This is a genomic window from Nocardia aurantia, assembly GCF_009604425.1.
Lineage (GTDB): Bacteria > Actinomycetota > Actinomycetes > Mycobacteriales > Mycobacteriaceae > Nocardia > Nocardia aurantia.
Map to the genome: position 1 here is coordinate 395,232 of NZ_WEGI01000004.1, position 26,941 is coordinate 422,172.

The following is a 26,941-nucleotide window of genomic DNA, read 5'->3' on the forward strand; positions in this document are numbered from 1 at the left end:
GCTCGTGCCGATCACGGAGAGCGACGACTTCAGCCGTGACCCCGAAACCATGGTCAAGGTTCGAGACGCGCTACAGGCTGCGCAGTGGTGACGTTCGTTGGCCTGGTGGCGATCGTGGCGGTATGCGCCGGTGTGATGTTCGTGTCGTTCACGTGGCCGAAGCGGACGCGAACCACGCTCCGGCCGTCCGGCAAGCTGAAAGAGCTTGCCGAGCAAGCGATCAAGGGCAGCCGGGGCATCGACTGAGCCGTACGTCACCGTGACCCCTTCGGGCAATGGGGCTGTCTGGCAAACGGACGGACCCGTGATCAGGGTCGCCTCGTTCTGGGTCGAAGACCACACGGTCAGCTACTTCGCCCCGCGTCCGCTGTCCGACTGCATAGACCACATGCCGCTCACGCTCACGCTCGCGGTGTGGGCGCACTATGACGAATTCGTTGGCAGAGAACGTATTTCGACCCGCTCGGGACGTGGTCATGGGGTATGACGGTCCGGACGCCGATCCGGAGGATGACGGTCCGGCCACGCTCCAACAGGCATATCTCGAAGACTTGGCGAAATATGAGCGGTGGGGCTGGACCGAGAGAGTCGAGGAACTCCGGCGGCAAGGTCCGCCCCCGCCGATGGCGTCGGACGGCTACGGCGGAAGGCTCGCCTACTACCGGCACCACGCCGACGCTGGCGATCCGGAGGCGATCGAGGTCTATCGGCGGTTGCTGGCCGAAGGCAAGGCGGGCTGCACCGACGAGCGCTCGCTCACCGATGCCGACCACGACCACATACGCGAGCACGGACAGCGATCAGATGGACACGGGGGCGTCCCCGGCATTGGTTGATGGCGGCCGGTATCGAGTCCGAAGACAACCTTCTGATTCCGTCCCCTCGGCGCAAAAGCTGGAACCCGAACAACTTCAACGAGACGTGGCGGGCGGTCCGGGGTGACAACTTCAAGCACATCACGCCGACGCAGATTCGGCACCGGGTTGGCACTGATGTCCGCCATGCGGTCGGCATCGAGCAGGCGGCGGCCCAGTTGGGCAACTCACCGGTGGCGGCGGCCAAGCATTATGCGGCGCGAAACCGTGAGGTGGACAACAGAGCGTCGTTCGAACGACGTACCGCGTAGATATCCGTCATGACCTGTCGAATCGCGTCGATCCTGGACCCATCCTGGACCTTTTAGGCCAGCAAACAGCGATGCCCTCTAACCTTCGGAATTGTTTCCGCTGCTCAGAGGGCACTCTAGAGGCTCCCCCATCTGGACTCGAACCAGAAACCTGCCGATTAACAGTCGGCTGCTCTGCCAATTGAGCTATAGGGGACTGCTCAGGTCGCCGTTACCGGCGGCCGAGGAGAAACTTTAGCGTATCGCTTGTCCGCATCCCAAATCGGCCGCTGACCTGGGGGTCAGGTGGTCGGGTGCGGTGGCGGGACGGGTCGGCGGTTCTGGGGTAGGCGCCGCCCATCGATCGGCTGGTGGTCTGTCATGGTGACGCCTGTGCGCCCAACACGCTCATCGGGGACGATGGGTGTTTCGTCGGTCATGTCGACATGGGGGCGCTCGGTGTCGCCGATCGGTGGGCGGATCTGGGGACTGCCGCGTGGAGTGCGGATTACAACTACGGGCCGGGTTGGGTCCGGCCGCTGCTCGACGCCTACGGCGTCGACGAGGATGTGGAGCGGCTGGCGTACTACCGGCGGTTGTGGGAGATCACCTGACCGATGCCGGGTCGGTTCAGGAGAGGGCTGCCGCGAGGGGAGTGGTTTCGCGGCCCAGTATCTCGGCGAGATCCGATGTGGCAGGGGCGAACTCGTTGTTGCGGATGGCCGTGAACAGGCCGGTGAACATGTCGGCGAGATGTTCCGGCAGGCCGTGGGCCAGCAGGTTGTCGCGATAGTCCTTGTCCGGGATCGCGATTCGCTCCAGTGGGCGGCCGGTTCGAGCCGCGACCACGGCCGCCACGCCGGTCAGATCGGTGGCATCGGCGCCGGTGAGCGGGGGTGTGATGCCGAGAGGGCGGCCGTCGGTGAGGGCGATCGCGGCAGCTTCGGCGAGATCGGCGTGCGCGGTCCAGGCCACCGGGGCGTCCTGGGGTGCGATGATCTTTCCGGTTTCCAGGGCGTTGCCCAGCAGCTGCGCCGCCGAGGCGGCGTAGAAGCCGTTGCGCAGCACCGTGAACGGGACCCCGGCCTGTTGGAGGATCGTCTCGGTGACGGCGTGGTCGGGCATGGGCGTGAACGCGGAGTCGGGGTTGGCGCCCATGTGGCTGGTGTAGAGGATGTGTTCCGCGCCCGAGCGGACGGCGGCATCGATCGCCGCGCGATGGCGCCGCACGGCCTCGTCGCCGGTGCTGTCGACCGACACCACCAGGACCTGGGTGGCGTCCTCGAAGGCATAGTCCAGGCTCGCGGGGTCCGCGAAATCCCCGCGACGGACCCGGACATCGCGTTCGGCGGCCCACCCGGCCGCTGCCGGATCGCGCACGCTGACGCCGATGTCGGTGGCCGGAACCCTGCGCAGCAGGTTCTCGACCACTCGGCGGCCAAGGAGTCCGTTGGCTCCGGTGATGATGATCATGGGTACTACCTCCTGTTTCCAGTGATATCGAAACAACGATAACACTGGAAACCTAACTGATAACAGAGAGTTGTTACCATCGGAAACATGGAAACCGGTGAGGTCGCGGACCGGCATCGTGAGCGAATCGTCAATGCCGCTACTCGTCTACTGGCCGAGGACGGCCCGGACGCGGTGTCGACGCGGGCGGTCAGTGCCGCGGCGGGAGTGCAGCCGCCGACCATCTATCGGCTGTTCGGCGACAAGCAGGGGTTGCTGGACGCGGTCGCGGCGCACGGATTCGTCCGCTATCTGGCCGGCAAGTCGAAGCGGAGGTCGACCGGTGACCCGCTGATGGACCTGCGGGCCGGATGGGACGAGCATGTCGCCATGGGCCTGGCCGAACCGGCCCTGTACACGTTGATGTACAGCGGTTTCCGGCCGGAGACCGAGACGCCGGTGGCGCGCGCGGCCTTCGACATCCTCGGCAAGCACATCCGGGCCATCGCCGAGGCGGGCCGGCTGCGGGTGCCCGAGGAGCGCGCGGCCGCGCTCGTGCACGCGGCCGGGTCGGGGGTGACGCTGACGCTGATCCGCACACCGGCGGATCAACGGGATCCGGAACTGTCGGCCACCGCGCGTGAGGCGGTGATCGCCGCCATCACCACCGACGCCCCGGCGCATGCCGCCTCGGCCACGGTCGCCGCCGCTGTCACATTGCGCGCCGCGCTACCCGAACTCGGGCAGCTCAGCATCGCGGAACGCACCCTGCTCGCCGAGTGGTTGGATCGCTTCACGCGCTGACCCGGTTCACACCCGCAGCACGGTGATCCCCGGCCCGCACATCAGCGCCAGATGTCCGGGATCCGAGGTCAGGACGGTCACCGGCGGCCGACCGGCCCGGGCGATGGCGGCGAGCGTCGCCTCGCCGGCACATCGGCGGCCGTCGAGTCGGTGTGTGCGCAGCAGTTCGGCGGCCGCATCGCTCACCGCGCACGAGATGGCGTGGACCTGTAGACGCGACAGGATCCACTCGACCTTCGTGGTACGCGTCCCGGTGTGTTCCGCTTCGAGCCGAGCCATCGCGGTGGTGCCGACTCGCCGTCCACCGCGCTGCGCCGCGGCGACCAGCGTGTTGACCATCCGGTCGTCCTGACAGAGCTTCGCGAGGCCGGCGCCGTCCAGCAGGACCGTCCCGTTCATACCTCGACCGGATCCTGCCGAGGGGTCCGGAGCATGAGGTGAGCGGCCTCGATCTCGGCCTCGGTGAGCGGCTCGTTGCGCCGATTGAATTCGGAGACGATCTCGCTCAAATTCTCCATGGCCAAGCGGTGTTCGAGACATTCCCTGACGTAGCTGGAGAAGCTGCCGGAGCCGATACGCGACCGGACCGATTCGGCGAGTTCCTCGGGCAGGATTATCGAATACTTCTTGCCGGAAACCGTGTTCCGGACATCGGCCGCGGCACTGTTCTCTGGCTCGGAAAACCCGGTGACGACGCGTAATACGCCGCCGGGTCGGGGCAGGTCGGCCGGTGATTCTGTGCACAGATCCGTCTGCATGTAACCCCCATCTGATCGGATTGTCCGCACACCGTACAACCACCGATGCCCGGCGGCAAAATATTCAATTTTCCGACCGAATGAATTCCCGGATATCGAATATCGAATTCCGGTCGGGTGTCGGATGTCCGATTCCCGCTCTGTCCGGAATAGAGTGAGGTCCCGTTGGCCTTGAACCCCGGTGGACGATCACGAAGGAGGCCGGAAACCATGCGTGCGGTGACCTACGACGCGTACAGCAAGGACAACTCCCGACTGCGGGTGGGCGAGGTGCCGGAACCCCGGCTCGGCCCGGGGCAGGTGCTCGTGAAGGTGCGGGCGGCGGGGGTGAATCCGGTCGACTGGAAGGTCATGGCCGGGGGCTTGGATCCGATGATGGCGGCGGTGTTTCCGGTGATCCCGGGGTGGGATGTCGCGGGGGAGGTCACGGCGGTCGGACCCGACACCCGGGAGTTCGCGGTCGGGCACGAGGTGATCGCGTACGCGCGCAAGGACGTGGTCAACGCCGGCACGTTCGCCGAATATGTGGCGGTGTCCGCCGACGCCGTCGCGCGTAAACCGGCGAGCCTGGGCTGGGAACAGGCGGGTGGCTTGCCGCTGGCGGGGCTGACCGCGCTGCGGAGCCTGGATCGGTTGCAGGTCGGTGCGGGCGACACCGTGGTGGTGTACGCGGCTTCCGGTGGGGTGGGCGGTGTGGCGGTGCAGATCGCGCGGTATCGCGGCGCCCGGGTGATCGGTACGGCGTCCGAGCGCAATCACGACTATGTCCGGTCGCTGGGCGGCGAGCCGGTCGCCTACGGGGACGGCCTGGCCGAGCGGATTCTCGCGCTCGCGCCGGACGGGGTGCACGCGGTGGCCGATTTCGTCGGCGGGCAGTTGGACACGACGCTCGCGGTGCTCGGCAAGGGCGGACGGCACGTGTCGGTGGCCGATCCCTCGGTGCGAGAGCACGGCGGGCAGTGGATCTGGGTGCGGCCGGACGGTGCGGCGCTCGCGGAGGTCGCGGGGCTGGTCGAATCGGGCGCGGTCGGAGTGGAGATCGCCGGCACCTATTCGCTGGACGAGGTGGGTGCGGCGTTCGACGCCAGCCGCAGCGGGCGGACCCGCGGGAAGCTGATCATCGTTCCGTGACAACGGGATTCGAGCCGTGACGCCGGGCGGCAAATGCCCGGCGCCACAAGCCGGGTCAGGCCGCGGCCGGCTCCGGCGCGGCGGCGCGGCGCCGGTCGCGGGTGCGCGGTCCGAACAGGGCCAGCACCACGGCCCCGGCCAGCCAGACGGCGGCGATGAAGTAGAACACCGATCGGTACCCGCTCCAGGTGTACAGGTGGGCGATGATCAGCGGGCCGGCGGCGTTGGACAGGCGGCCCAGGCCGTACGAGACCCCGGTGCCGAGCGATCTCGTGCGGGTGTCGAACAGTTCCGGCGAGTAGGCGTAGCCGAGGGCGGTGTAGCCGCGCTCGAACAGGTTCACCAGGAAGCCGAAGGCGACGATCATCACCGGCGTGAAGGTCAGCCCGTACAGCAGACCGCAGGCTGCGATCACCGAACCGAACGCCACCAGGCACCATTTGCGTTCGAAGCGGTCGGTGACGAGGGCCGACAGACCGGCGCCCAACGGCGCGCCGACGGTCGCCAGCGCCACGTACAGTGTCGAACTCTGCACGCTGAAGCCCTGTTTCGCGAGAAGTGAAGGCGCCCAGGTGGAGTAGCCGAAGAAGCCGATCGACTGGGTCACCCACATCACTGTGAGAAGCAGTGTCGGCAGCAGATATCGGCGTCGCAGCAGCAGGGTCCACGGCGCCTTGCCGGGACGATCGGCGACCACTTCCGGGGCCGGTTCGGGCAGCGGGCCGTGTTCCGCCGAGACGCGGGCCTCGATGTCCCGCAGCACCGTCTCGGCGGCCGCGTAGTCGCCCCGATTCTCGTGCCACACCGGCGATTCCGTCATCCATCGGGCGAAGACCAGCACCACCAGGCCCAGCGCGCCCCACAGGTAGACCAGCCGCCACGACCACGGCGAGATGCTCACCACGCCGCTGGCGATGAAATTCGTTGCGGGCGTACCGCAGATGCCGATCACGATGGCGTACGCCTGATACTTGCCGCGCACCGCCGAGGGGAACAACTCGTTGACGTAGATCACCGCGACGACGGTCATCGCCGACAGGCCTGCCGAGGTCAGGATGCGGAACGCCGCCAGGGAGCCGATGTCCCACGAGAACACGGCCGCCAGCGAGAAGATCGAGAATTCCAGCGTGGTCCAGATCAGGGCGCGCTTGCGCCCGAAGCGATCCGCCAGCCAGCCGGCCAGCAGTGCGCCGATGAACATGCCGATGAACGACAACGAGGTCACCCAGGCGATCTCATCGACACTCACCTTCCACACCTCGAGCAGCCGCGGCGCGGTGATGGAAAAGCTGTTGATATCGGCGAATTCGAAGAAGTAGGCGATCGCGACGGCGGCCAGGATCACCTTGTGGAAGCGTGATATGGGCAGCCGGTCGAGCCGGTTGGACGCGTTGCAGCGCTGCATGGGCGGTCCTGTCGAAACGAAAAGGTAAGGGAATCAGCTGGTTTCGTCGGGCCAGTACAACCGCATGGGGTTGGTGACCAGCAACCGCTGCCGAAGTTCGGCGGTCGGGGCGATGTGCGGAATGTGGTCGACAAGCAGGCCGTCGTCGGGCATGTGGCCGGTGAGATTGGGGTGCGGCCAGTCGGTGCCCCAGAGCACCCGGTCCGGGAATTCCTCGACCACCGTGCGCGCGAACGGCACCACATCGCGGTACGCGTCCCGCTCGCCGTGCAGAGCGGGCGGTCCGCTGACCGAAAGTCGTTCCGGGCAGCTGACTTTCACCCACACATCGGTGCGCTCGGCGAAGCGCAGGAAGCCGGTGAACTCGGGGCCCTCCGGTGGTGCGGTGACGTCGGGGCGGCCCAGGTGGTCGACCACCAGCGGGGTCGGCAGGCTCGCGAAGAAGTCCGCCAGCTCGGGCAGGTCGGCGGCCTCGAAGTAGATCACGATGTGCCAGCCCAGCGGGGCGATCTTCGCCGCGATCGCCGCCAGATCGTCCTTCGGGGAGGCGTCGACCAGGCGCCGGAGGAAGTTGAACCGGACCCCCCGCACCCCGGCCGCGTCCAGTTCGCGCAGTTGCGCGCCGGTGACGTCGGGGCGCACGGTCGCGATGCCGCGGGCCCGGCCGTCGGCGGCGCGGACCGCGTCGACCATGGCCCGGTTGTCGGCGCCGTGGCAGGTGGCCTGCACGATCACGTTGCGGGAAACCCCGAGATGGTCACGTAGCGCGAACAATTGGGTCCTGCTCGCATCGCACGGGGTGTACTTGCGTTCGGGGGCGTACGGGTATTCGTCACCCGGCCCGAACACGTGGCAGTGCGCGTCGACCGCACCGGCGGGCAGCGTGAATCGCGGCGTGCTGGGGTCGGCGTACCAGTCCAGCCAGCCCTCGGATTTCGTGAAGCTCATCGCCCCTGCTCCGAAAGCCTTGCGTCCAAACGGGAATAGACCGTCCGGGCGTTGCCGGACAGCACCGCCGCCAGGTCCGGCTCGGACAGGCCGGCGGCGGTCACGTAACGCCGGGTGTCGTCGAAGTGGTGGCCGGTGCGAGGGTCGATGTCGCGGACCGCGCCGATCATCTCGGAGGCGAAGAGTACGTTCTTCGTCGGGATCACGTTCAGCAGCAGGTCGATTCCGGGCTGGTGGTATACGCAGGTATCGAAGAACACGTTGTTCATGACGTGCTCCTCCAGTTCGGGTTTCCTCGAAGCCATTGCCAGGCCGCGGAATCGGCCCCAGTGGTAGGGCACCGCCCCGCCGCCGTGCGGGATCACGAACTTCAGGGTCGGGAAGTCGGCGAACAGATCACCCTGGACCAACTGCATGAACGCGGTGGTGTCGGCGTTCAGGTAGTGCGCGCCGGTGGTGTGGAAGGCCGGGTTGCAACTGGTCGACACGTGGATCATGGCCGGGATGTCGTATTCGGCCATCTTCTCGTAGATCGGGTACCAGGACCGGTCGGTCAGCGGCGGTGCGGTCCAGTGGCCGCCGGAGGGGTCCGGGTTGAGGTTGATCGCGACCGCGCCCAATTCCGTTACGCTGCGGACCAATTCGGGTACGCAGGTGGCCGGGTCGACACCGGGGGACTGCGGCAGCATGGCCGCGGGCGCGAACCGGCCGGGGAACAGCGCGCTCACCCGGTGGCACAGGTCGTTGCAGAGGGCCGCCCACTGCGCGGAGACCGCGAAATCGCCGATGTGGTGGGCCATGAAGGAGGCCCGCGGCGAGAAGACGGTGAGGTCGATACCGCGCTCGTCCATCAGCCGCAGCTGGTTGGACTCGATGCTCTCCCGGAGTTCGTCGTCACCGATGGTCAGTTCGTCCGGCGAGGGCGCCCGGCTCGGATCATCGATGCCCGCGACCTGCCGATTGCGCCACGCTTCCAGAGCCGGCGGCGCGGTCGTGTAGTGGCCGTGGCAGTCGATGATCATCGGGTGCTCCATGGTTGCTCGGGCTGTTACACAGCCAACATAACCGTAGCCAAGATTGTTGACAATATGGTCCCATGAATTTCCGATGATGGATATCGGCTATGACCGGGCACGGCGCCGGCGGATCCACCTCCGGCGCCGCGCCGCGCGTTCAGTGCCCGCGGGCGATCCATTCCGCCAGGTGCGGGGCCTCGGTGCCCACGGTGGTGCCGTCGCCGTGACCGGTGTGCACGGTCGTCTCCCCGGGGAGAGTCAGAACACGTTCCCGGATCGAGCCGATGATCTCCGGGAAGCTCGAGAAGGACCGTCCGGTCGCGCCCGGCCCGCCGGAGAACAGGGTGTCGCCCGAGAACAGCACCCCGGCCTCGGGCGCGTACAGGCACGACGAGCCGGGGGAGTGGCCCGGGGTGTGGATCACCCGCAGTTCGGTGCCCGCCACCCCGATGCGCTGATCGTGCTCGAGCGGCGCGTGCGGGACCCCGGCGTGGGTCTGCTCCCACAGCACGTCGTCGCCGGGATGCAGCAGGATCGGGGCGTCCAGAGCGGTCGACAGCTCCGGCGCGACGGTCACATGGTCGTTGTGGCCGTGCGTGCACACCACGGCCACCACCCGGCGGCCCGCGACGGCGCCGGCGATCGGGGCCGCGTCGTGCGCGGCGTCGATCACCACCACCTCGGAGTCGTCGCCGACCACCCAGATGTTGTTGTCCACCGCCCAGGTGCCGCCGTCGAGGGCGAACGTGCCCGAGGTGACCACCCGATCGATGCGCAGGCTCACAACACCACCACCGAGCGCAGCACCTCGCCGCGATGCATGGTCTCGAACGCCTTCTCCACGTCGCCGAGGCCGATGCGCTCGGTGACGAACTTCTCCAGCGGCAGCCGCCCCTGCCGGTACAGGTCGATCAGCACCGGGAAGTCGCGCTCCGGCAGGCAGTCGCCGTACCAGGAGGACTTCAGCGACCCACCGCGGGAGAAGAAGTCGATCAGCGGCATCTCCAGCGTCATGTCCGGGGTCGGGACGCCGACGAGCACCACGGTCCCGGCCAGGTCGCGGGCGTAGAACGCCTGCTTCCAGGTCTCCGGGCGGCCGACCGCGTCGATCACCACGTCCGCCCCGAAACCGCCGGTGATCTCCTGGATCGCCTCGACTGCGTCGACCTCGGCGCTGTTGATCGTGTGGGTGGCGCCGAGTTCGGTGGCCCAGTCCAGCTTCCGCGCGTCGCGGTCGACGGCGATGATCGTGTGCGCGCCGACCAGCCGGGCACCCGCGATCGCCGCGTCACCCACGCCGCCGCAGCCGATCACCGCGACCGAATCGGTGCGGTCCACGCCGCCGGTGTTGATCGCCGCGCCCAGCCCGGCCATCACGCCGCAGCCCAGCAGCCCGGCGACCGCCGGATCGGTGTTCGGATCCACCTTCGTGCACTGCCCGGCATGAACCAGGGTCTTGTCGGCGAAGGCGCCGATGCCCAGCGCCGGGCTGAGTTCGGTGCCGTCGGTCAGCGTCATCTTCTGCGCCGCGTTGAAGGTGTCGAAGCAGTACTGCGGCCGTCCGCGCTTGCACGCCCGGCACTGCCCGCACACCGCCCGCCAGTTCAGGACGACGAAATCGCCGGGTGCCACCGATTCCACGCCGGGCCCGACGCTCTCGACGGTGCCCGCGGCCTCGTGCCCGAGCAGGAAGGGGAACTCGTCATTGATCCCGCCCTCCCGGTAGTGCAGGTCGGTGTGGCAGACGCCGCAGGCGGCGATCGCGACCACCACCTCGCCGGGCCCCGGATCCGGGATCACGATGTCGGTGACCTCGACGGGTGCGCCCTGCGCCCGGGCGACGACGCCCCGAACCGTTTGCGGCATATCTGCTCATCCTCCTGGGAGTGGGGAACAACGCGCGATCGCATCGCGATACGTGCATGCCGCCGGGCGACATGCAGCGCTGCGTCGACGCTACCGTCCGGTCGGCCAGTTCGGACCTGGCCGACCGGACGGCGGGAACTGTCCGAACGGCCAGGTGCGGCGGGCCGCCCGAAATCTAGAGTGGGCGGATGGCCAGACCCGCGCGACGCACCGAAACACCCGCCGAACTGCTGTCCGGGATGCGCGAGGTGATCGACGGACCGCTGGCCGAGATCGCGAACCGGTTCTCTCAGCGCCTGGCCGACCGCTGCCCGCACACCGCCCTGATCATCTTCACCCGCGAGTGCACCGGCCGCCCGCGCAAGGTGGCCGGCCCCGCGGAGTTCATCGAGCGGGTCACGGTCGGCGAACTCGACGTCCTGCGGCAGTCCCTGCCGCCCGGCGCGACCGCCACGGGCCCGGCGCGGCTGGCCGGCGGCACGCACCGGGTGTGGTCGGTCCGTGACCGCACCGACACCCTCCTGGTCCTCACCCTCCCCGACGGCGCGGAAGTGGCCGCGCCGGAAGAACTTTCGGCCCAGTTCGGCATCGTCGCGACCTCGATCCGGCAGCAGGTGGCGCAGGCCAGCCCCGACTACCTGGCCGAATCCCGCGCCGCCTCCAGCGAACGCGCCCGCACCATCGCCGAACTCACCGCCGTCCAGGAGGCGACCCTCACCGGCCTGCTCGGCACCCTGCGCTCCGCGGACCTCGACGACCGCCGCGCCCGCGCCGCCGCCACCGAGATCGCCTCCGGCGCACTGATTTCGCTGCGCGCGGCCGGCGAATCCGACCGCGCCCGATTCGCCGAACCACTGACCGAGGCGTTCGCCCGCCTGCACGCCGAGATCGACTCGCTGCTGTCCGGCCGCGGCATCGATCTGCACTGCTCGGCCCCTGCCGACGACCGCAGCATCTCGGGCGAGATCGCCTATGCCGCAAGGGCGATGGTGCGTGCGGTGGTCCTGGCCTTCGGCGCCGAACCCGGCCCCGAGCGGATCCGCGTCGCCTGGTCGTGCGACGGCGACAACCTGCTGATCGATGCCCAGGAACAGGCCGCGGGCACCCTTGACACCGAGGCCCTGTCCCGGCAACTGGCCGGCCGCGCCGACGCCGTCCGCGGCGCCTGCACCCTGGAATCGGTGCCCGGCTGGGGCAGCCGAGTCACCGTCACCATCCCCCTGGAACACACCCGCCCCCACCCCCGCGAACACCCCCTGTCCACCCTGAACCGTCGCGAACTGGAAGTCCTCGGCCACCTCACCACCGGAAAACGCAACCGCGCCATAGCCGATGCCCTCGGCATCGCCGAGAGCACCGTCAAATTCCACGTCGCCCGCCTGCTGAAGAAACTGGACGTCACCACCCGAGGCGAGGCCGCCGTCCTCGGCACCCGCCTGGGTGTCGGCGCCTGAGTCGCCGCAGCCGCCGGAACCCCCGGCGCTCGAATGGACCTCTACACCATGACAATGCTTGCCGGACAAGGGTTCCCGGGCAGCGGTGTTCCCGATGTTCCGGGTTCAGTTCCGGCGGACGAAGTTCGGGCGGGTGGTGGGGTCGGGTGGGTCGTAGTAGCGGTGGAAGGTGGGGGTCAGGCCGGCGGACATGGGGGGATTGATCCAGGACCAGTCGGCGGGGCAGCCGCGGCCGGCGGCGGCCTCGCGCTGGATGTGGCCGACGAACTGCTTGGCGACCGTGTGGTGGTCGACGATGTAGACGCCGGCCTTCCGGTAGCTGTGCAGCACAGCGATGTTCAGTTCCACCAGGGCTCGGTCGCGCCACAGGGTGCGTTCGCTGGTGCGGTCCAGGCCCAGTCGTTCGGCGATCACCGGCAGCATGTCGTAGCGGTCGTGGCCGCTGAGGTTGCGGGCGCCGATCTCGGTGGACACGTACCAGCCGTTGAAGGGGGCGACGGGATAGGTGATGCCGCCGATTTCCAGGTCCATGTTCGACACCGCGGGTATCGCATGCCATTTGAGGCCCAGGCCGGCGAACCATGGGTGTTCGGGGTGTTCCAGCGGGACCTCGCGGACGACGTCCGGCGGCAACGGGAACCAGCGCAGCGGCTCGCCGGGTGCGCTGATCAGCAGGGGCAGTACGTCGAAGGCGGTGTGCGCGCCGCGCCAGCCGAGCCGGCGGGCCAGATCGGTGAGGGCGACGTTGTCCGGATCGCCGATCACCGTGCCGTCGGGAGCGGGGTATCCGGCGTATCGGATCAACTGCGCGTTGATGATCCGGTACGGGTGCCCGCCGGGGTCCGCCGGCGGGCCGACGGTGATCAGGGAGCGCACCGCGCGGCCGTCGAAGGCCCGGCGTAGGTGCTCGAAGCAGGCCGCGGCCAGATCGGCGGCGCAGCCTGCGGATCGGGCGTCGATCAGATCCAATGAGCGCCAATGGCTGCGGCCCACACAGCGATCGTGATTGCGCCACGCCAATTGCGCGCCGATCAGGATCTCCTCGGGGGTCTGCCGGTAGCTGCCGTGGGTACGCAACTGCCACAACGCCGTCAGCCGTCGCCGGCGGGGGAGATGCGCGAGTTCGGGTTGCCGGAAGAATTCGTCGCATTCGCGCATCCTGCGGGCCAGGCCCGCGTCGGGCGACGGTTTCGGCAGAGCGACGGACGGGACACGAGCGGCGGTGCGATCCACGACAACTCCGGTTCGATGCGACGTGCTACGTGATAACTGCACTTGTCATCGTGCCAGCGCCGGACGTGTCATGTGGGTTGTTTCACAACGATATCGTGTTTGTGGAGAACGGATCTGCCGGTGAACCAGGCATTTGCGACAGGATCAGGCGGGCGCGGACTCCGGGGTGGGTTCCGCGCTGCCGAAGCGAATCCCCCTGGCCTCCTTGCCGAGCGTGGTGAAGATGATCACCGTCAGGAAGACCGGAATGATCGTCACCGCCAGCGCGAACGGATATCCGTGGTGTTCGGCGAGCCGCTCCTGGATCGGCAGATTCAGCGAGGCCAGCAGGTTGCCCAGCTGATAGGTGACCCCCGGATAGAAGCCGCGGATGGCGTCCGGCGACATCTCGGTGAGGTGCGCCGGGATCACCCCCCAGGCGCCCTGCACCGCCAACTGCATGAGAAACGAACCGAGACACAGCATTCCGGCAGTGGTCGAATACGCGAACAACGGCACGATCGGCAGGCCGAGCATCGCGCAGAACACGATTGTGTTGCGGCGCCCGTACTTCGACGACAGCGTGCCGAACACCAGGCCGCCGATGATCGCACCGACGTTGTAGAGCACCGCGATCCAGCGCGCGGTGGTGGTCGACAGCCCGGCGCCCTCGTGCACGTGCGCGGACAGGAAGGTCGGATACACGTCCTGGGTGCCGTGGCTCATCCAGTTGAACGCGGTCATCAGCAGCACCAGATAGACGAAGCGGCGCAACACGATCGGGCTGGTCAGCACCTTCCGTACCGAGGTCTTCGTGTTGCGCAGCTTCTCCTGCGTGGACTCCCAGACCTCCGACTCCTTCACCCGCGATCGGATGATCAGGATCACCACCGCAGGCACCAGCGACAACGCGAACAACCACCGCCACGACAGCCCCCACCAGTTGATCACCAGCAGTGAGGCCAGCGACGCCAGCAGATATCCGAACGAATAACCCTCCTGCAGCAGCCCGGAGAAGAACCCGCGGCGTTCGGCCGGAATCTTCTCCATCGCCAGCGCCGCGCCGAGCCCCCATTCGCCACCCATGCCGATGCCGTACAGCAGCCGCAGGATCACCAGCACCGTGAAGTTCGGCGCGAAGGCGCACAGGAATCCGGCGACCGAATAGAAGGCGACGTCGACCATCAACGGGATCCGCCGACCCACCCGATCCGCCCAGAGCCCGAACAGCAGCGCCCCCACCGGCCGCATGATCAGCGTCGCCGTCGTGATGAACGCGACCTCGGAGGTCTTCATATGGAAGGTCTTCGCGATGTCGGCGTACACCAGCACCACGAGGAAGAAGTCGAAAGCGTCCATCGTCCAGCCCAATTGGGCCGCGAGGAAGGCATTGCGCTGGTCGGTGGTGAGCCGGCCGCTGGAAGGCTGCGACATATCGGTCCTAACCGGGCGAGACGATTCCGGTGGCGCCGGAATCGCCACCGGCACGTCGCCGGTCGCGGACCGGCGCCGCGGCGAAAGTGTGCATTTCACCCCGGATTCGGCGCCCCACTTCGAACCGTTTCTAACATTCCCTTGAGAAACTTTACGGCCACTTGGTATTCCGTGAGGCCGTCGCTTACCCCGCGTCCGCCCGTCGCTCCCCCGTAGCGACGTTCTCGCCTACTCCGAAGGCGGAGTAGCGGATTCGACGGACCCCGTCCGGTCACCATCCCATCCACCGCCGCCGGAATGTCGAGGCCCGCCCCGGGCCTGGACCGACGGAGGCGGGGGAGCGAAGCGGAGGAGCCGGAGGAGGGAAGGCCCGGGGTCACGAGGGCCTCGACCGCCGGAGCGAAGCGGAGGCCAAAATTACGGCCCGGGGTCACGAGGGCCTCGACCGCCGGAGCGAAGCGGAGGCCGATAACGCAGTGAGATCGCGCAGTACAACGTGATTCCGGTCGGCGAAACTCCCGAGTGAGTGGTCCGGGTGCAGGCCCAGGTACTGGCGGCGCGTGCGGGTGCTCCAGCGCCGCGCGGCCTCGGTACGGGTCTTGTAGAAGTTGACCATGTACCCGCCGGTGTACAGCCGGACCATCAGATAGCCGCCCGGATACTCCTTGACCGCGGCACCCTCGGTGAACTCGACGTCGATCCCGATGTCCGGCCGCCCTCGCCGGTTGCGGTGCGTGTGCCCGCTGTGGTGCAGGAAGACGCCGGGCGACTGCCGGTACAGCTCGTGCAGGCCGGCGGCGGTCGCGCGGTCCAGGACGAAACCCGGTCCGCCCGGATTGCTCACCGCGGCGGACAGCGTCACCGGATGATGCCCGAACACGATGGTGGGCCGGTCGGGATCGGCGGCCAGTACCTCCCGCAGCCGGTCCAGCTGCGGGGTGACGATCGTGCCGCCGGAGCCGCGCAGCCGCGTGGTGTCTAGCCCGATCAGCCGCAATCCGCCGGCCTCGTGGGTGATCAGTTGCTGCCGCGCGTGGAAGGCCGCTCCCCACGGATCGTTGTCCGGTGCGATCGGCGCGTCGTGGTTGCCGCGGCAGACCAGCCAGTCGTCGCCGTGCCGGCCCCAGCGGTCGAGCCGGTCCCGCACCGCGCGGGACTGTTCCGGGGTGCCGCTGTCGGTGAGGTCACCGGCGAGGATCAGGTGGTCGGCGGCCCGGTCGGGCCGGTGCACGTCGTCGAGGACAGCCTCGAGCATCAGCTCGGGATGTTCGGCGAACTCGTCGCGGAACCCGCTGGGGAATCCGGCGACCAGCAGGCCGCTGGTGCGCTCGCCGTAGTGCACGTCGTTGGCCAGCACCACCGTGCGCAGCAACACGCCCGGCGGCGGGGTGAGGGTGGTGAACACGCCCGTGGATTCGGGCGTGCCGGGAGCGCGGGTCACCAGCGTGCGCGCCGGGACCGCGCGCCGCCCGTCCGAATACGCCTCGAACCGGTACGACCGGCCGGGCTCGAGCCCGTGGATCTCCGCGTAGTGGAACGGGGTGCGCTCGGTGGCGTGGAAATACGTGGTCGCCGGGAGCCGCCCGTCGGCGGGTGCGATGCGCACCTCGGTGTCCGCGGGCGCCGGCCGCGGCCGCCCGGAGCCGTCGCGGGCGCGGGTGGTCCAGGTCAGCACCGCCGACCGGTCCGTCACCGTCACCACCTCGAGATCCGAGGCGACCAGCGATTGCCGTTGTGTCCGAACAGGTTCCGTCGTACGGGTGTGGAACGCCGCCGGCGTCCGGAACGGGGTCCGCACGGTCACTGCCGCCGCTCCGACCGCTACGTTCGCCAACCACACCGTCCGTAGCCGAGTGCCCATGGAGACCTCCACCCAGTGTCTCTGGTTTCGTCCCGGCAACGGTAGGACCGTCGTCTGAACGTCCCGCGCTGTGGACGTGTCCGATCGGCTTCCGGCGCGGGATATTTGCGTCTCGCGCCGACACCATCGGCAAGATGGTGTTCGCCTGGGCCTACGCCGGGGAAAGTCCCGATGACGACTGCACACCGGTGTGGCGGATCTCGGCGATGGGAAGGCGCAGGGCGGCGGGCGCCGAGTCCGGCACCACGGGCTGCCGCGGCGCGACGGGCGAGATCCGCCGATACTCCGCACCGGCGGCGGGCCGCGGATCGGCCTCGCCCCGGTTCGGCCACAGCGCCGCGGCCCGTTCGGCCTGGGCGGCGATGGTCAGCGACGGGTTCACGCCGAGATTCGCCGAGATGGCGGAACCGTCGACCACGCTCAGCGTCGGGTATCCGTGCACCCGGTGGTAGGGGTCGATCACGCCGTGCTCGGAGTCCGCGCCGATCGTGCAGCCGCCGATGAAATGCGCGGTGAGCGGGATCCCGAACAGGTCCGGCCAGGTGCTCCCGGCGATCGCGCCGATCTTGTCGGCGACCCGGCGGGTCACCTCGTGCCCGGCCGGGATCCAGGTGGGGTTCGGCTCTCCGTAGCCTTGTTTGCTGGTGAATCGCCGACCGAGTATTCCGCGCTTGGTGAAGGTCGTGATCGAGTTGTCCAGGCTCTGCATGACCAGCAGGATCATTGTCCGTTCGGACCATTTACGGGTCCGCAGCAGCTTGCTGGTCCGGACCGGGTGGCCCACGATCATCGGGATGATGCGCATCCAGCGCGGCACCCGGTGACCGCCGTCGACCAGATAGGTCTGCATCAACCCCATCGCGTTCGAACCCTTGCCGTACCGGACCGGTTCGATGTGGGTGTCGGCGGTCGGATGGAACGAGGAGGTGATCGCGACGCCGCGGGTCAGGTCCAGGCCGGGATCCAGCACCGGGCGGCCGGCGCCGAGGATCGCCTCGGAATTCGTCCTGGTCAGCACGCCCAGCCGGGCCGACAGCGCGGGCAGCACACCCTGGTCGCGCATCCGGAACAACAACCGCTGGGTACCCCAGGTGCCCGCCGCGAGCACCACGCGTTCGGCGGTGATCGTGCGGCGGCGGCGTACCGGCGATCCGGTGCGGACCGTGTCCACCCGCCAGCTGCCGTCCGGCTGCGGCCGCAGCGTCCGCGCGGTGGTCATCGGGAACACCTGCGCACCGGCCTGTTCGGCGAGGCCCAGATAGTTCTTGACCAGCGTGTTCTTCGCGCCGTGCCGGCAGCCGGTCATGCACTCGCCGCACTCCAGGCAGCCGGTGCGCTCGGGGCCGGCGCCGCCGAAGTACGGATCGGCCGCGGTCTTGCCCGGCTCGCCGAAGTACACGCCGACCGGGGTCGGTACGAACGTGTCGCCGCGGCCCATGTCCTCGGCGACCTCGCGGATGATCTCGTCGGCGGGCGTGACGTGCGGATTGGGCACCACGCCGAGCATCCGGCGGGCCTGGTCGTAGTAGGGGCCGAGCTCGTCGTCCCAGTCGGTGATCCCGGCCCACTGCGGGTCGCCGAAGAACGCCGCGCCGGGCTTGTACAGCGTGTTCGCGTAGTTCAGCGATCCACCGCCGACCCCGGCGCCGGCCAGGATGAAGCAGTCCCGCAGCCGGTGGATGCGCTGGATGCCGAAGCAGCCGAGCGCCGGCGCCCACAGGTACCGGCGCAGATTCCAGCTGGTGTCGGCGAAATCGGCGTCCCGGTAGCGGCGGCCGGCCTCCAGTACGCCGACGCGGTACCCCTTCTCGACCAGGCGCAGCGCGGTCACGCTGCCGCCGAATCCGGATCCGATGACGAGGACGTCGAAGTCGTACTGCTGCGCGGTCATAATCCCCGACGTTAACAGTTACTCCCGGTTACGCACGACTGTTTGTGCCGGGTACCAATCGCCGGTGGCCGTGCTGATGACAAGGCCCGTCGTGCCCGCGGGCGCAGTGGCGGCGCACCCGTGGTGTGCGCGCGGATCCGAGGCAGTAATCTAGTGATTGCTGTCAGTTTGCTATGGGTGCGCCCGCGGCGGATGCACCCGGGCGGGGCGCGTACCCGCCGCGAGTGCTGTCCACCGCGATCCGCCGGATGAGTCCTCCAGGAGGCCGGGCATGGCGAACACATGGGACGCCGATCAGCAGCGTCGCATCGACGAAATTCTCACCGATCCCCAAGTCCGCGCCGCGCTGCCGTCGGACGACGTCACCGATGCGGTGCTGCGGCCGAGCATGCGGCTTTCGCAGATCCTCGACATTCTCGCGACCGGCTATTCCGACCGGCCCGCTCTCGGCATGCGGGCGGCCGAACTCGGCTCCGACGACACCGGCCGGCGGGTTCGCCGGCTGCTGCCGGTCTTCGACACCATCACCTATCGCGAGATGTGGTCGGGCGCGGGCGCATTGGCCGCCGCCTGGCATCGCGACGAACGACATCCGGTGCGCGCCGGGGACTTCGTCGCCATCCTCGGGTTCACCTCCGCCGACTACGTCGTCATCGATTTGGCCTGCGCACGGCAGGGCATCGTCGCCGTCCCGCTGCAATTCAGCGCCCCGCCGGGGCAGTGGGCGGCGATCCTCGCCGAGACCACCCCGCGGATCCTCGCCTCCGGAGCGGAATTCCTCGCGGACGCGGTGGAGGCGATCCTGACCGGTTACGCCCCGGAACAGCTGCTGGTGTTCGACTACCACCCGGAGGACGACGGCCACCGCGCGGCGATGGAGGCCGCGCGCCACCGGCTGGTCGCCGCAGGCAGCCCGGTCCGGGTGTGCGCCCTGGCCACTCTGCTCGACCGCGGGCACAACCTGCCCGAGGTCCCGCTGTACATTCCGCCGGCCGGGGAGAACCCGCTCAGTATGCTCATCTACACCTCCGGCAGCACCGGCACCCCGAAGGGCGCGATGTACACCGAGCGCATGGTATCCGCGCTCTGGCGGGCACGATACGAATCCGGCCTGGTGCCGAAGCTGCCCACGATCGGGCTGAGCTACATGCCGCTGAGTCACCTCGCCGGCCGGTTGCAGCTGACGTCGGCGCTGATGACCGGCGGCACTTCGTATTTCGCCGCCGCCAGCAACATGTCCACCCTGCTCGACGATTTCTCGCTCGCCCGGCCCACCTCGCTGTTCTTCGTGCCGCGCATCTGCGACCTGGTGTTCCAGGAGTTCACCAGCGCCGTCGAGCACCGGATCGCCGCGGGGGAGGACCGCGCGGCGGCCGAGCGCGCGGTGCGAACCGATCTGCGGGAGCGGCAGTTCGGTGGCCGCGTGCTGTCGGTGGGCAGCGGCACCGCACCGCTGTCCGCGGAGATGCGGGCGTTCGTCGAGTCGGTGTTCGAACAGCCGCTGCACGACGGCTACGGCTCCACCGAGGCCGGAGGAGTGTTGCGGGACAACCACATCCGCCGTCCCGAGGTGCTGGACTACAAGCTGGTCGACGTACCCGAACTCGGCTACTACACCACCGACCAGCCGCATCCCCGCGGCGAACTGCTCATCAAGACGATGACGATGTTCCCCGGTTACTACAAGCGCCCGGAGCTGTCCTCGGAGATGTTCGACGAGGACGGCTTCTACCGCACCGGCGACATCATGGCCGAAACCGGCCCGGACGAACTGGTCTACGTCGACCGCCGCAACAACGTGCTGAAACTGTCGCAGGGCGAGTTCGTGGCGGTCTCCCAGCTGGAGGCGGTCTACGCGACCAGCTCACTGGTCCGGCAGATCTTCGTGTACGGGTCCAGCGAGCGGGCCTACGTACTGGCGGTGGTGGTGCCCACCGACGAAGCGCGCGAAGCGCATCCGGACGACCTGTTGGCCGTGCTCACCGATTCGCTGCAACGGATCGCGCAGAACGCGGGCCTGGCCGCCTACGAGATCCCCCGCGACCTGATCATCGAGACGCATCCCTTCACCCGGACCGAGGGCCTGTTGTCCGGGGTCGGAAAGCTGTTGCGCCCCAAGATGAAAGAGCGCTACGGCGCGCAACTGGAACAGCTGTACCGGCAGCTGGAACAGCAGCAGATCGACGAGTTGTCCACGCTGCGCGCCGGCGCCGGCGATCGGCCCACCCTGGAGACCGTGATGCGCGCCGTGCGGGCCCTGCTCGGCACCGGCGACGCGGATATCGCACCGGATTCGCACTTCGGTGACCTGGGCGGCGATTCGCTGTCGGCGCTGTCGCTGTCGAATCTGCTCCGCGAGATGTACGACGTCGAGGTGCCGGTCGGTGTGATCGTCGGTCCCGCAGTGGATCTCGCGGAGCTGGCGAGGTACATCGAGAACGAGCGGGCGAGCCGCGGCGTGCGCCCCACCGCGCGCGGCGTGCACGGCGCCGGCGACCGGATCCGCGCCGCGGACCTCACCCTGGAGAAATTCCTCGACGAGACCACCCTGACCGCCGCCACCACCGCGCCGCCCGCCGCGGATCCGCCGCGCACCGTAGTGCTCACCGGCGCGAACGGTTACCTCGGCCGATTCCTGTGCCTGCAATGGCTGGAACGGCTGGACGCCCGCGACGGGTCGCTGATCTGCCTGGTCCGCGGCAAGGACGCCGCGGCCGCGCGCGCCCGCCTGGACGCGGCCTTCGACACCGGCGACCTCGGATTGCAGCGCCACTACCGGGATCTGGCGCAACGACGGCTACAGGTCCTGGCCGGCGACATCGGCGAACCGAATCTCGGCCTGTCCGAACCGGATTGGCGACGACTGGCCGAGATCACCGACATGATCGTGCATCCCGCCGCCCTGGTGAACCACGTCCTGCCCTACGACCAGCTGTTCGGGCCCAACGTGGCCGGCACGGCGGAGATCCTGCGCCTGGCGCTGACCACCCGCCGCAAGCCGGTCACCTACCTGTCGTCGGTGGCGGTGGCCGGGCAGATCGCCCCGGGCGCGTTCACCGAGGACGGCGACATCCGGCAGATGAGTCCCGAACGGGCACTGGACGATTCGTACGCCAACGGCTACGGCAACAGCAAGTGGGCCGGCGAGGTGCTGCTGCGCGAGGCGCACGACCGCTTCGGCCTGCCGGTCTCGGTGTTCCGCTCCGACATGATCCTCGCGCACAGTTATTACGCCGGACAGCTGAACGTCGTCGACATGTTCACCCGCCTGCTGCTGAGCATCCTGGCGACCGGCCTGGCCCCGAAGTCCTTCTACCGCACCGATTCCGCGGGCCATCGGCAGCGCGCCCACTACGACGGCCTGCCCGCCGACTTCACCGCCGAGGCGATCACCGCCCTCGGCGTCGCGTCCGGCGCGGGCTACCACACCTACGACGTCCTCAACCCGCACGACGACGGGATCTCCCTGGACCAGTTCGTCGACTGGCTCATCGACGAGGGTCACCCGATCCGCCGTTTCGAGCATTACGACGAATGGTTCGCCCGCTTCGAGACCGCCCTGCTGGGCCTGCCCCAGCAGCAACGCCAGCAGTCGGTCCTGCCCTTGCTCCAGGCCTACCGCAACCCCGCCCCGCCGACCCGCGGCGCGACCCTGCCTGCCGACCTGTTCCGCGCCGCGGTGCGGCGCGCCGACCTCGGCCCCGACGGTGACATCCCCCACCTCACCCCCGCCCTGATCCACAAATACGTCACCGACCTGCACCTGCTGAAACTCCTGTGATTCCGCGACCTCGCTGTTTTCCCGGCACCGCGCCGGGTAGTCGCCGAATGGAACCCGACCGGAGCAAGGAGGTCAGAACATGAGCACCATCACCGCCTCGACCGAGGTGAAGGTCCCACTTCGTACCGCCTACAACCAGTGGACCCAGTTCGAGTCCTTTCCAGCGTTCATGGAGGGTGTCGAGCGCATAGATCAGCTGGACCCCACGCACACCCACTGGACGGTGAAGATCGGCCCCGTCGAGCGCGAGTTCGACGCCACCATCACCGAACAACACCCCGACGAGCGGGTCGCCTGGCATTCCGACAACGGCCCCAAGCACGCCGGCGTCGTGACCTTCCACCGCATCGACGACAACACGACGCGGGTGATCACCCAGATGGACATCGACCCCGAGGGCTTCCTCGAGAACGTCGGCGACAAACTGGGCGTACTCGACCACCGGGTCAAGGGCGACCTCCGCCGATTCAAGGAGTACATCGAGGACCAGCCCCACGAGACCGGGGCCTGGCGCGGGGACGTGCAGCACCCCTGATCGGGGACCCGGCATCGATCGTGTCACCGCCCACGGTCGCCGAGCCCACCACGGCGCGAGCCGGGCAATTCCGCCCGGCTCGCGCCGGTCTCGCGCCCGAATTGTGTACCGCTACTCCGACCCGTCGGATGTTGCCGCCGAACCGAATTCGGCGAGCACCGTGCCGTGCCGCACGACCCCGGAGAGACCGGGAAGCTCGGCCGGCGCCGACCACGTCCGGAACCCGTCATAGCTGTCGCTGTAGAGATAACGCCCCTCGGTGTAGGCGTCGAGGTAGATCCGATGCCCCCCGCCGGGCAGCACCACCACCGAGGGTCCTTCCAGCGGCCCACCCCACCCCGCCCAATCCCCTTTGGCGACAAAGCGATACGGCCCCAGCGGATGACCGGCCACCGCGAGCTCGACCAGCTTCGTATCCTCGTTCTTCACGAACGCGTACACCCGCCCGCCGAACCGGACGAGCTCGGCATCGATGTATCCCAGCGATCCCGGCCCGCAAGGCCCGATCCCGAGCAGCGGGATCGGCGGCGACCACACGGACAGCGCCGGTCCCCGCGCCGTCAGCAGATGCGGGGTGAACCCGTACCCCCAGGTCAGCGACACGACGATCCCGACCCGCCCGTCGGCACCGGAATACCACTCCGGCGCCCACGTCCCCTCCAGCCGCCCGGGCACCAGCATCGGCACCGGCGGCAGCGCCGTCCAGTCGATCCGATTCCGGCTGCGCGCCATACCGATCGAGGTCGCGTCGGCGGCCGACGTATAGGTGAGGTAGTACCACCCGTCGGTGTGCCACAACACGCTCGGATCCCGAACCACCCCCACCGCCGGCATGTACGCACGCTCCGCCACCGGTGTGAACCACGTCCCGTCCGCCGACTCGTACACCGCCAGCGTGCTGTCACTGTCGGCCCGGAACGCCGTCATCGTGTACCGACTCGGAACCTCCTGCGCGTCAACGCCTCCCGGCGCCTGCGCACCCGCCCGGCCCGCTGCCCGCACAGCCACCCCCGCCAGCAGTGCGAGTACGGACCTGCGTCCCACGGTGATCGCCACGAGCAGCGATTCTGCGGTCCGAGCAGGACGACCCACGGCAGGCGCGCCGGGCCCGGACCCGGCCACGCACCGGCTGTGCCATCGATGCCCGCCGACTCCCTGAACAGTCCGCTCGATCGAGGCGCCTGATTCGAGGACGTCGGGGTGTGCAGTGGCCGTCACCCGTTGATTTCCAATGCTGCTTCGGGCCTCGGCGACGGCCCTTTCGTTCTCGCGGAATCAGCATCAGCCCGGCGGCCCCACGTTCGGCCGCCGTCGCCTCGCTGCGCCCGGCAGTATGCGTTTCGTAGGCTCTGACCCTACGAAACGCATACTGCCGACCTCTGCGATCCCGGAAACGCACGAAACGAGCTGTCGTTCGGCGACTGTGGTGAGGCCGCACACCGCCGCCGACCCGATAGCAGGCGTCTCTGCGCGCGAGACCCAGGGCGCCCTGACGGGTTCTTTTATGGCCGCAGGGGGCATTACAAGGGGGTATTAAGGGTGTATTTGAGGGTATATTTAGGTAAGGTTTCCTCATGCCGATCGAACTCTCCGACGTGGTCGCAGGTCTGCGGGCCTCTGCTGGTGACGGGACGAATATCGAGGTGAAGTCCGCTGCGGGCGGCCTCCCCGAGTCGTTGACCAGCACTTTGTCCGCCCTGGCGAACCATCCAGGGGGCGGATTGATCATCCTCGGGCTCGACGAGCGCGGCGGATTTCGTCCGGTTCGTCTCCCGGACCCGCAGACGTTGAAACAAGGGCTGGCCAAGAAGGCGCGCTCATTCACCCCGCCCGTCCAATTGACGATCGAGGACGGCACAGTCGACGGCGAGCCGGTGATCGCGGCAACAGTCCACGAGTGCGCTCCGTCCGCCAAGCCGTGCCGGGTGACCGCGACCGGCGCGGCCTACCTGCGCGGCTACGACGGCGATTTCCATATGTCGGCATTGGAGGAACAAGCATTTCTCGCCGCGCGCCGTCCACCGCTGTTCGACCGGATCCCGGTCAGCGACTCATCCCGTGGCGATCTCGACGAGGAATTGGTCGACGGTTTCGCTCGCACCGTTCGACTGCGCGATCGGCAGGGGCTGGGTCGTTTCGAGGGGGACGAACTGCTGCGGCGTGCCGGTGTGATCACTGTCGACGGTGTACCGACCCGCGCCGGGCTGCTGGCTCTCGGCACGTATCCGCAGCAGTGGTTCCCCCGCTTGATCATTCGTGCTGCCGCCGAGCCGTCGCCGACCGACCCGCCGGGTACCCGGGCCCGCAATCAGGTGACGATCTCCGGGCCGATCCCACGGATGTTGGACGGAGCACTCGAATGGGCGGAACAGAACTTCGGCAACCTGCTGCTGTCGCGACCGGACGGAACCGTGGTCGATGTGCCGGCATACCCTCTGATCGCCTTCCGGGAATTGATCGCCAACGCACTGCTGCACCGCGATCTCGACGAGTGGTCCATGGGTATGGCAGTGGAGGTGCGGCTCCGGCGTGATCGCCTGATCGTCACCAATCCGGGCGGGCTCTACGGCATCACGGTGGATCGGCTCGGGAAGGATGTCGTGACTTCGGCTCGAAACATGTGGCTGGTCAACATCTGTCAGTACCTCCGTTCGCCCGAGACCGGCGGTCGTGTGATCGAGGCACTGGCGACGGGTATGCCGACCATCGCCCAGGCTCTCTCGGAAGCCGGGCTGCCGCCGGCGCGGTACGACGACGCTGGGATCCGGTTCACCGCGGTGCTGCGGCCCGCCGACGGCCGGATCACCGCCGAGGCGCCACAATCGTCCCCAGCGGTGTCGCTCGCCCGCGCGGACCCGTCGGCAGTCACGGGACTGTCGGAGGGCCAGCAGCGAATCAGCGACATCCTGGCCGAAGGCCCGAAGACCATCGCGGAGTTGGACTCTCGGCTCAATCTGTCGATCAGCGGTATTCGCAAGGCACTTGCACGAATGCGGGCCGGCGGGCTGATCGACCAGGTGGGAGGGCGTGGACAGCGGACGGTCTATCGGCTGGCAACTCCGTAGCGCCTGCCGCGTGGACGCGACCCGCGGAATCCTCGGCTGCCGAGGGTAATTCGCTACCCGGACAGTGGCCGGGAGCATAGGGTGCCGGGTATGAGCGACGGGGTGCGGCTGGACGGGAACCGGGTGGTACTGCCCGGTGGGGTAGGAGTGCGGTTCGTCCGCACCCTGCGATTGCCGGAGGAGGGTACGCATCCGCTGCCGCCGGGGCTGGGTGATTTCCCGGTGCGGCGGGTGGCGGATTACGCGGACGCGGTGCCCGAGGAATGGCGGCGGCGCGGCGGGGTGATGCTGCCGATGTATGTGCGCGAGGCGATGTGGTTGTCGTTCGGTACCGAGGAGCCGGCCGCGCTGCAGGTGGGGGTCGGCAAGGTGTGCGCGGTGTCGGGGAAGCCGTGGAGTTCGCGGCTGGCCCGCGATCCACAGAACTATGTGGTGCTGCCGCGGCAACCGTGGCTGGACGGCATCAACTCCGGTAAGGGCACCATCCGGCAATTCGTGGCGGTGCCGATGGGCCTCGGCGCGACCGTCGAGGGGCAGGTCACCGGCGAAGAGGTCTGGGGCGGAATCCAATTGCAGAACTTCGCACTGACTCCCGCTGCGCGAGAGCGCTGGCAGGCCGAACAGCAGCGAGAGATGAAGCGGCTGCGCGAGACCGCGGTCGGTAGCGCGCCGCCGTTCCCCAGCGCGATGCCCGCGCCGGCGGGAGCGGCGTTCGGCGCACCGCCGCCGGCTCCGGGTGGGGCCCCGGTGCGGGCGAAGGCGATGGGTCTCGGGGTCGGTGGCACCATGCGCCAGGAGATCTTCCACGACACCCGTCCGGCGACGGACTGGGCGGCCGAGCCGTCCGGCCGGGTGTTCGTGCATCTGGTCACGCCGCGGGACTGGCGTGCCATCACCGGTGAGGTGCCGCCCCCGTCGCCGGTGGACCGCAAGGCCTACACCGATGCGGGCCTGCCCTGGTTCGACTACTACGACGCCGACGGCACCGATCTGGCGCCGGCCGACCCGCTCACCGGCGTCGCCCCGGTCGGCGAATGGTTCGGCGACGACCACGAACCCTGGCAGCCGCCGTCGGCAGGTCAGGTGAAGCACCTCGGTGACCCGCCGGGCAAGCCGATCGCCGACGGAGAGTGGTGATGACCCACCGGTTCCGACAGCCGATCCGGCACTTCGGATTCGGCAGTCGAATACGTTGCCGCAGAGCCGATCCCGGCCGAGCCGTC

The 26,941-nt window shown here is 68.7% G+C and carries 23 protein-coding genes, 1 tRNA gene and 1 pseudogene; 11 read left to right on the forward strand and 14 right to left on the reverse strand.

Features of this window, described 5'->3' with window-relative positions; all coding sequences use genetic code 11:
• The first annotated feature begins 84 nt into the window (after positions 1 to 84).
• From NRB56_RS11120 to NRB56_RS11130, 3 genes are all read left to right on the forward strand, one after another.
• Positions 85 to 246 carry a hypothetical protein gene (locus NRB56_RS11120; protein ID WP_153341015.1) on the forward strand — a complete coding sequence of 54 codons (162 nt, stop codon included), beginning with the start codon at positions 85 to 87 and terminating at the stop codon, positions 244 to 246.
• Positions 247 to 425: 179 nt separating this feature from the next.
• On the forward strand, positions 426 to 836 hold the full coding sequence (locus tag NRB56_RS11125) for a hypothetical protein (RefSeq protein WP_153341017.1): 411 nt from the start codon (positions 426 to 428) through the stop codon (positions 834 to 836).
• Positions 836 to 1,126, forward strand: a complete 291-nt coding sequence (locus NRB56_RS11130; RefSeq protein WP_153341019.1) for a hypothetical protein — start codon at positions 836 to 838, stop codon at positions 1,124 to 1,126. Before NRB56_RS11125 ends, NRB56_RS11130 begins: the two co-directional genes overlap by 1 nt.
• A gap of 123 nt (positions 1,127 to 1,249) precedes the next feature.
• Here NRB56_RS11130 and NRB56_RS11135 read toward each other — a convergent pair.
• Positions 1,250 to 1,322: transfer RNA gene (locus tag NRB56_RS11135), tRNA-Asn, on the reverse strand.
• Between the two features lie 136 nt (positions 1,323 to 1,458).
• Here NRB56_RS11135 and NRB56_RS11140 point away from each other — a divergent pair.
• Positions 1,459 to 1,719: pseudogene (locus NRB56_RS11140) on the forward strand (phosphotransferase); the annotation flags it as partial.
• A gap of 16 nt (positions 1,720 to 1,735) precedes the next feature.
• On the opposite strand, the gene NRB56_RS11145 reads toward NRB56_RS11140, so the two are convergent.
• Positions 1,736 to 2,578 (reverse strand): NmrA family NAD(P)-binding protein, encoded by an 843-nt coding sequence (locus tag NRB56_RS11145; protein ID WP_153341021.1) that lies wholly within the window; start codon positions 2,576 to 2,578, stop codon positions 1,736 to 1,738.
• Positions 2,579 to 2,665: 87 nt separating this feature from the next.
• Between NRB56_RS11145 and NRB56_RS11150 the strand changes: the two genes are divergently transcribed.
• Complete coding sequence (locus tag NRB56_RS11150; RefSeq protein ID WP_153341022.1) at positions 2,666 to 3,361, forward strand: TetR/AcrR family transcriptional regulator; 696 nt, start codon at positions 2,666 to 2,668, stop codon at positions 3,359 to 3,361.
• A 6-nt stretch (positions 3,362 to 3,367) separates the two neighbouring features.
• Here NRB56_RS11150 and NRB56_RS11155 read toward each other — a convergent pair whose 3' ends face one another.
• Positions 3,368 to 3,760: a DNA-binding protein gene (locus tag NRB56_RS11155; protein WP_153341024.1), complete on the reverse strand. Its 393-nt coding sequence runs from the start codon at positions 3,758 to 3,760 to the stop codon at positions 3,368 to 3,370.
• Positions 3,757 to 4,119 (reverse strand): hypothetical protein, encoded by a 363-nt coding sequence (locus NRB56_RS38855; RefSeq protein ID WP_227837486.1) that lies wholly within the window; start codon positions 4,117 to 4,119, stop codon positions 3,757 to 3,759. The genes NRB56_RS11155 and NRB56_RS38855 overlap by 4 nt, the downstream gene beginning before the upstream one ends.
• Before the next feature lie 210 nt (positions 4,120 to 4,329).
• Between NRB56_RS38855 and NRB56_RS11165 the strand changes: the two genes are divergently transcribed.
• On the forward strand, positions 4,330 to 5,250 hold the full coding sequence (locus NRB56_RS11165) for an NADP-dependent oxidoreductase (RefSeq protein ID WP_153341026.1): 921 nt from the start codon (positions 4,330 to 4,332) through the stop codon (positions 5,248 to 5,250).
• A gap of 55 nt (positions 5,251 to 5,305) precedes the next feature.
• On the opposite strand, the gene NRB56_RS11170 is transcribed toward NRB56_RS11165, so the two are convergent.
• From NRB56_RS11170 to NRB56_RS11190, 5 genes are all read right to left on the reverse strand, one after another.
• Positions 5,306 to 6,655 carry an MFS transporter gene (locus tag NRB56_RS11170; RefSeq protein WP_153341028.1) on the reverse strand — a complete coding sequence of 450 codons (1,350 nt, stop codon included), beginning with the start codon at positions 6,653 to 6,655 and terminating at the stop codon, positions 5,306 to 5,308.
• Positions 6,656 to 6,688: 33 nt separating this feature from the next.
• Positions 6,689 to 7,603: an amidohydrolase family protein gene (locus NRB56_RS11175; protein ID WP_153341030.1), complete on the reverse strand. Its 915-nt coding sequence runs from the start codon at positions 7,601 to 7,603 to the stop codon at positions 6,689 to 6,691.
• A complete protein-coding gene (locus NRB56_RS11180; protein WP_153341032.1) occupies positions 7,600 to 8,625 on the reverse strand; it encodes an amidohydrolase family protein in 1,026 nt (341 codons plus the stop codon). The genes NRB56_RS11175 and NRB56_RS11180 overlap by 4 nt, the downstream gene beginning before the upstream one ends.
• A 151-nt stretch (positions 8,626 to 8,776) precedes the next feature.
• Positions 8,777 to 9,403, reverse strand: a complete 627-nt coding sequence (locus NRB56_RS11185; protein ID WP_319942838.1) for an MBL fold metallo-hydrolase — start codon at positions 9,401 to 9,403, stop codon at positions 8,777 to 8,779.
• Complete coding sequence (locus NRB56_RS11190) at positions 9,400 to 10,485, reverse strand: S-(hydroxymethyl)mycothiol dehydrogenase (RefSeq protein WP_153341034.1); 1,086 nt, start codon at positions 10,483 to 10,485, stop codon at positions 9,400 to 9,402. The genes NRB56_RS11185 and NRB56_RS11190 overlap by 4 nt, the downstream gene beginning before the upstream one ends.
• A gap of 188 nt (positions 10,486 to 10,673) precedes the next feature.
• Here NRB56_RS11190 and NRB56_RS11195 point away from each other — a divergent pair, with 188 nt between their 5' ends.
• The gene (locus NRB56_RS11195) at positions 10,674 to 11,939 is read left to right on the forward strand and encodes a LuxR family transcriptional regulator (protein WP_153341036.1); all 1,266 of its coding nucleotides are present in this window, start codon (positions 10,674 to 10,676) and stop codon (positions 11,937 to 11,939) included.
• A 105-nt stretch (positions 11,940 to 12,044) separates the two neighbouring features.
• On the opposite strand, the gene NRB56_RS11200 is transcribed toward NRB56_RS11195, so the two are convergent.
• From NRB56_RS11200 to NRB56_RS11215, 4 genes are all read right to left on the reverse strand, one after another.
• Positions 12,045 to 13,097, reverse strand: a complete 1,053-nt coding sequence (locus NRB56_RS11200) for a nitric oxide synthase oxygenase (RefSeq protein ID WP_153341381.1) — start codon at positions 13,095 to 13,097, stop codon at positions 12,045 to 12,047.
• 219 nt (positions 13,098 to 13,316) lie between these two features.
• Positions 13,317 to 14,585 carry an MFS transporter gene (locus tag NRB56_RS11205; protein WP_153341037.1) on the reverse strand — a complete coding sequence of 423 codons (1,269 nt, stop codon included), beginning with the start codon at positions 14,583 to 14,585 and terminating at the stop codon, positions 13,317 to 13,319.
• Between the two features lie 430 nt (positions 14,586 to 15,015).
• Complete coding sequence (locus tag NRB56_RS11210) at positions 15,016 to 16,389, reverse strand: metallophosphoesterase (protein ID WP_319942839.1); 1,374 nt, start codon at positions 16,387 to 16,389, stop codon at positions 15,016 to 15,018.
• Between the two features lie 208 nt (positions 16,390 to 16,597).
• On the reverse strand, positions 16,598 to 18,337 hold the full coding sequence (locus tag NRB56_RS11215; protein ID WP_153341041.1) for a GMC oxidoreductase: 1,740 nt from the start codon (positions 18,335 to 18,337) through the stop codon (positions 16,598 to 16,600).
• A 271-nt stretch (positions 18,338 to 18,608) separates the two neighbouring features.
• Between NRB56_RS11215 and car the strand changes: the two genes are divergently transcribed.
• Both car and NRB56_RS11225 read left to right on the forward strand, forming a co-directional pair.
• The gene (car, locus tag NRB56_RS11220) at positions 18,609 to 22,118 is read left to right on the forward strand and encodes a carboxylic acid reductase (protein ID WP_153341043.1); all 3,510 of its coding nucleotides are present in this window, start codon (positions 18,609 to 18,611) and stop codon (positions 22,116 to 22,118) included.
• Positions 22,119 to 22,197: 79 nt separating this feature from the next.
• Positions 22,198 to 22,653: an SRPBCC family protein gene (locus NRB56_RS11225; RefSeq protein WP_153341045.1), complete on the forward strand. Its 456-nt coding sequence runs from the start codon at positions 22,198 to 22,200 to the stop codon at positions 22,651 to 22,653.
• A gap of 111 nt (positions 22,654 to 22,764) precedes the next feature.
• Here NRB56_RS11225 and NRB56_RS11230 read toward each other — a convergent pair whose 3' ends face one another.
• Positions 22,765 to 23,709: a family 43 glycosylhydrolase gene (locus NRB56_RS11230; RefSeq protein WP_319942840.1), complete on the reverse strand. Its 945-nt coding sequence runs from the start codon at positions 23,707 to 23,709 to the stop codon at positions 22,765 to 22,767.
• Positions 23,710 to 24,227: 518 nt separating this feature from the next.
• Here NRB56_RS11230 and NRB56_RS11235 point away from each other — a divergent pair.
• Together NRB56_RS11235 and NRB56_RS11240 are read left to right on the forward strand one after the other, a co-directional pair.
• A complete protein-coding gene (locus NRB56_RS11235; RefSeq protein ID WP_153341047.1) occupies positions 24,228 to 25,718 on the forward strand; it encodes an ATP-binding protein in 1,491 nt (496 codons plus the stop codon).
• 90 nt (positions 25,719 to 25,808) lie between these two features.
• Positions 25,809 to 26,855 (forward strand): hypothetical protein, encoded by a 1,047-nt coding sequence (locus NRB56_RS11240; RefSeq protein WP_153341049.1) that lies wholly within the window; start codon positions 25,809 to 25,811, stop codon positions 26,853 to 26,855.
• Positions 26,856 to 26,941: the final 86 nt, after the last annotated feature.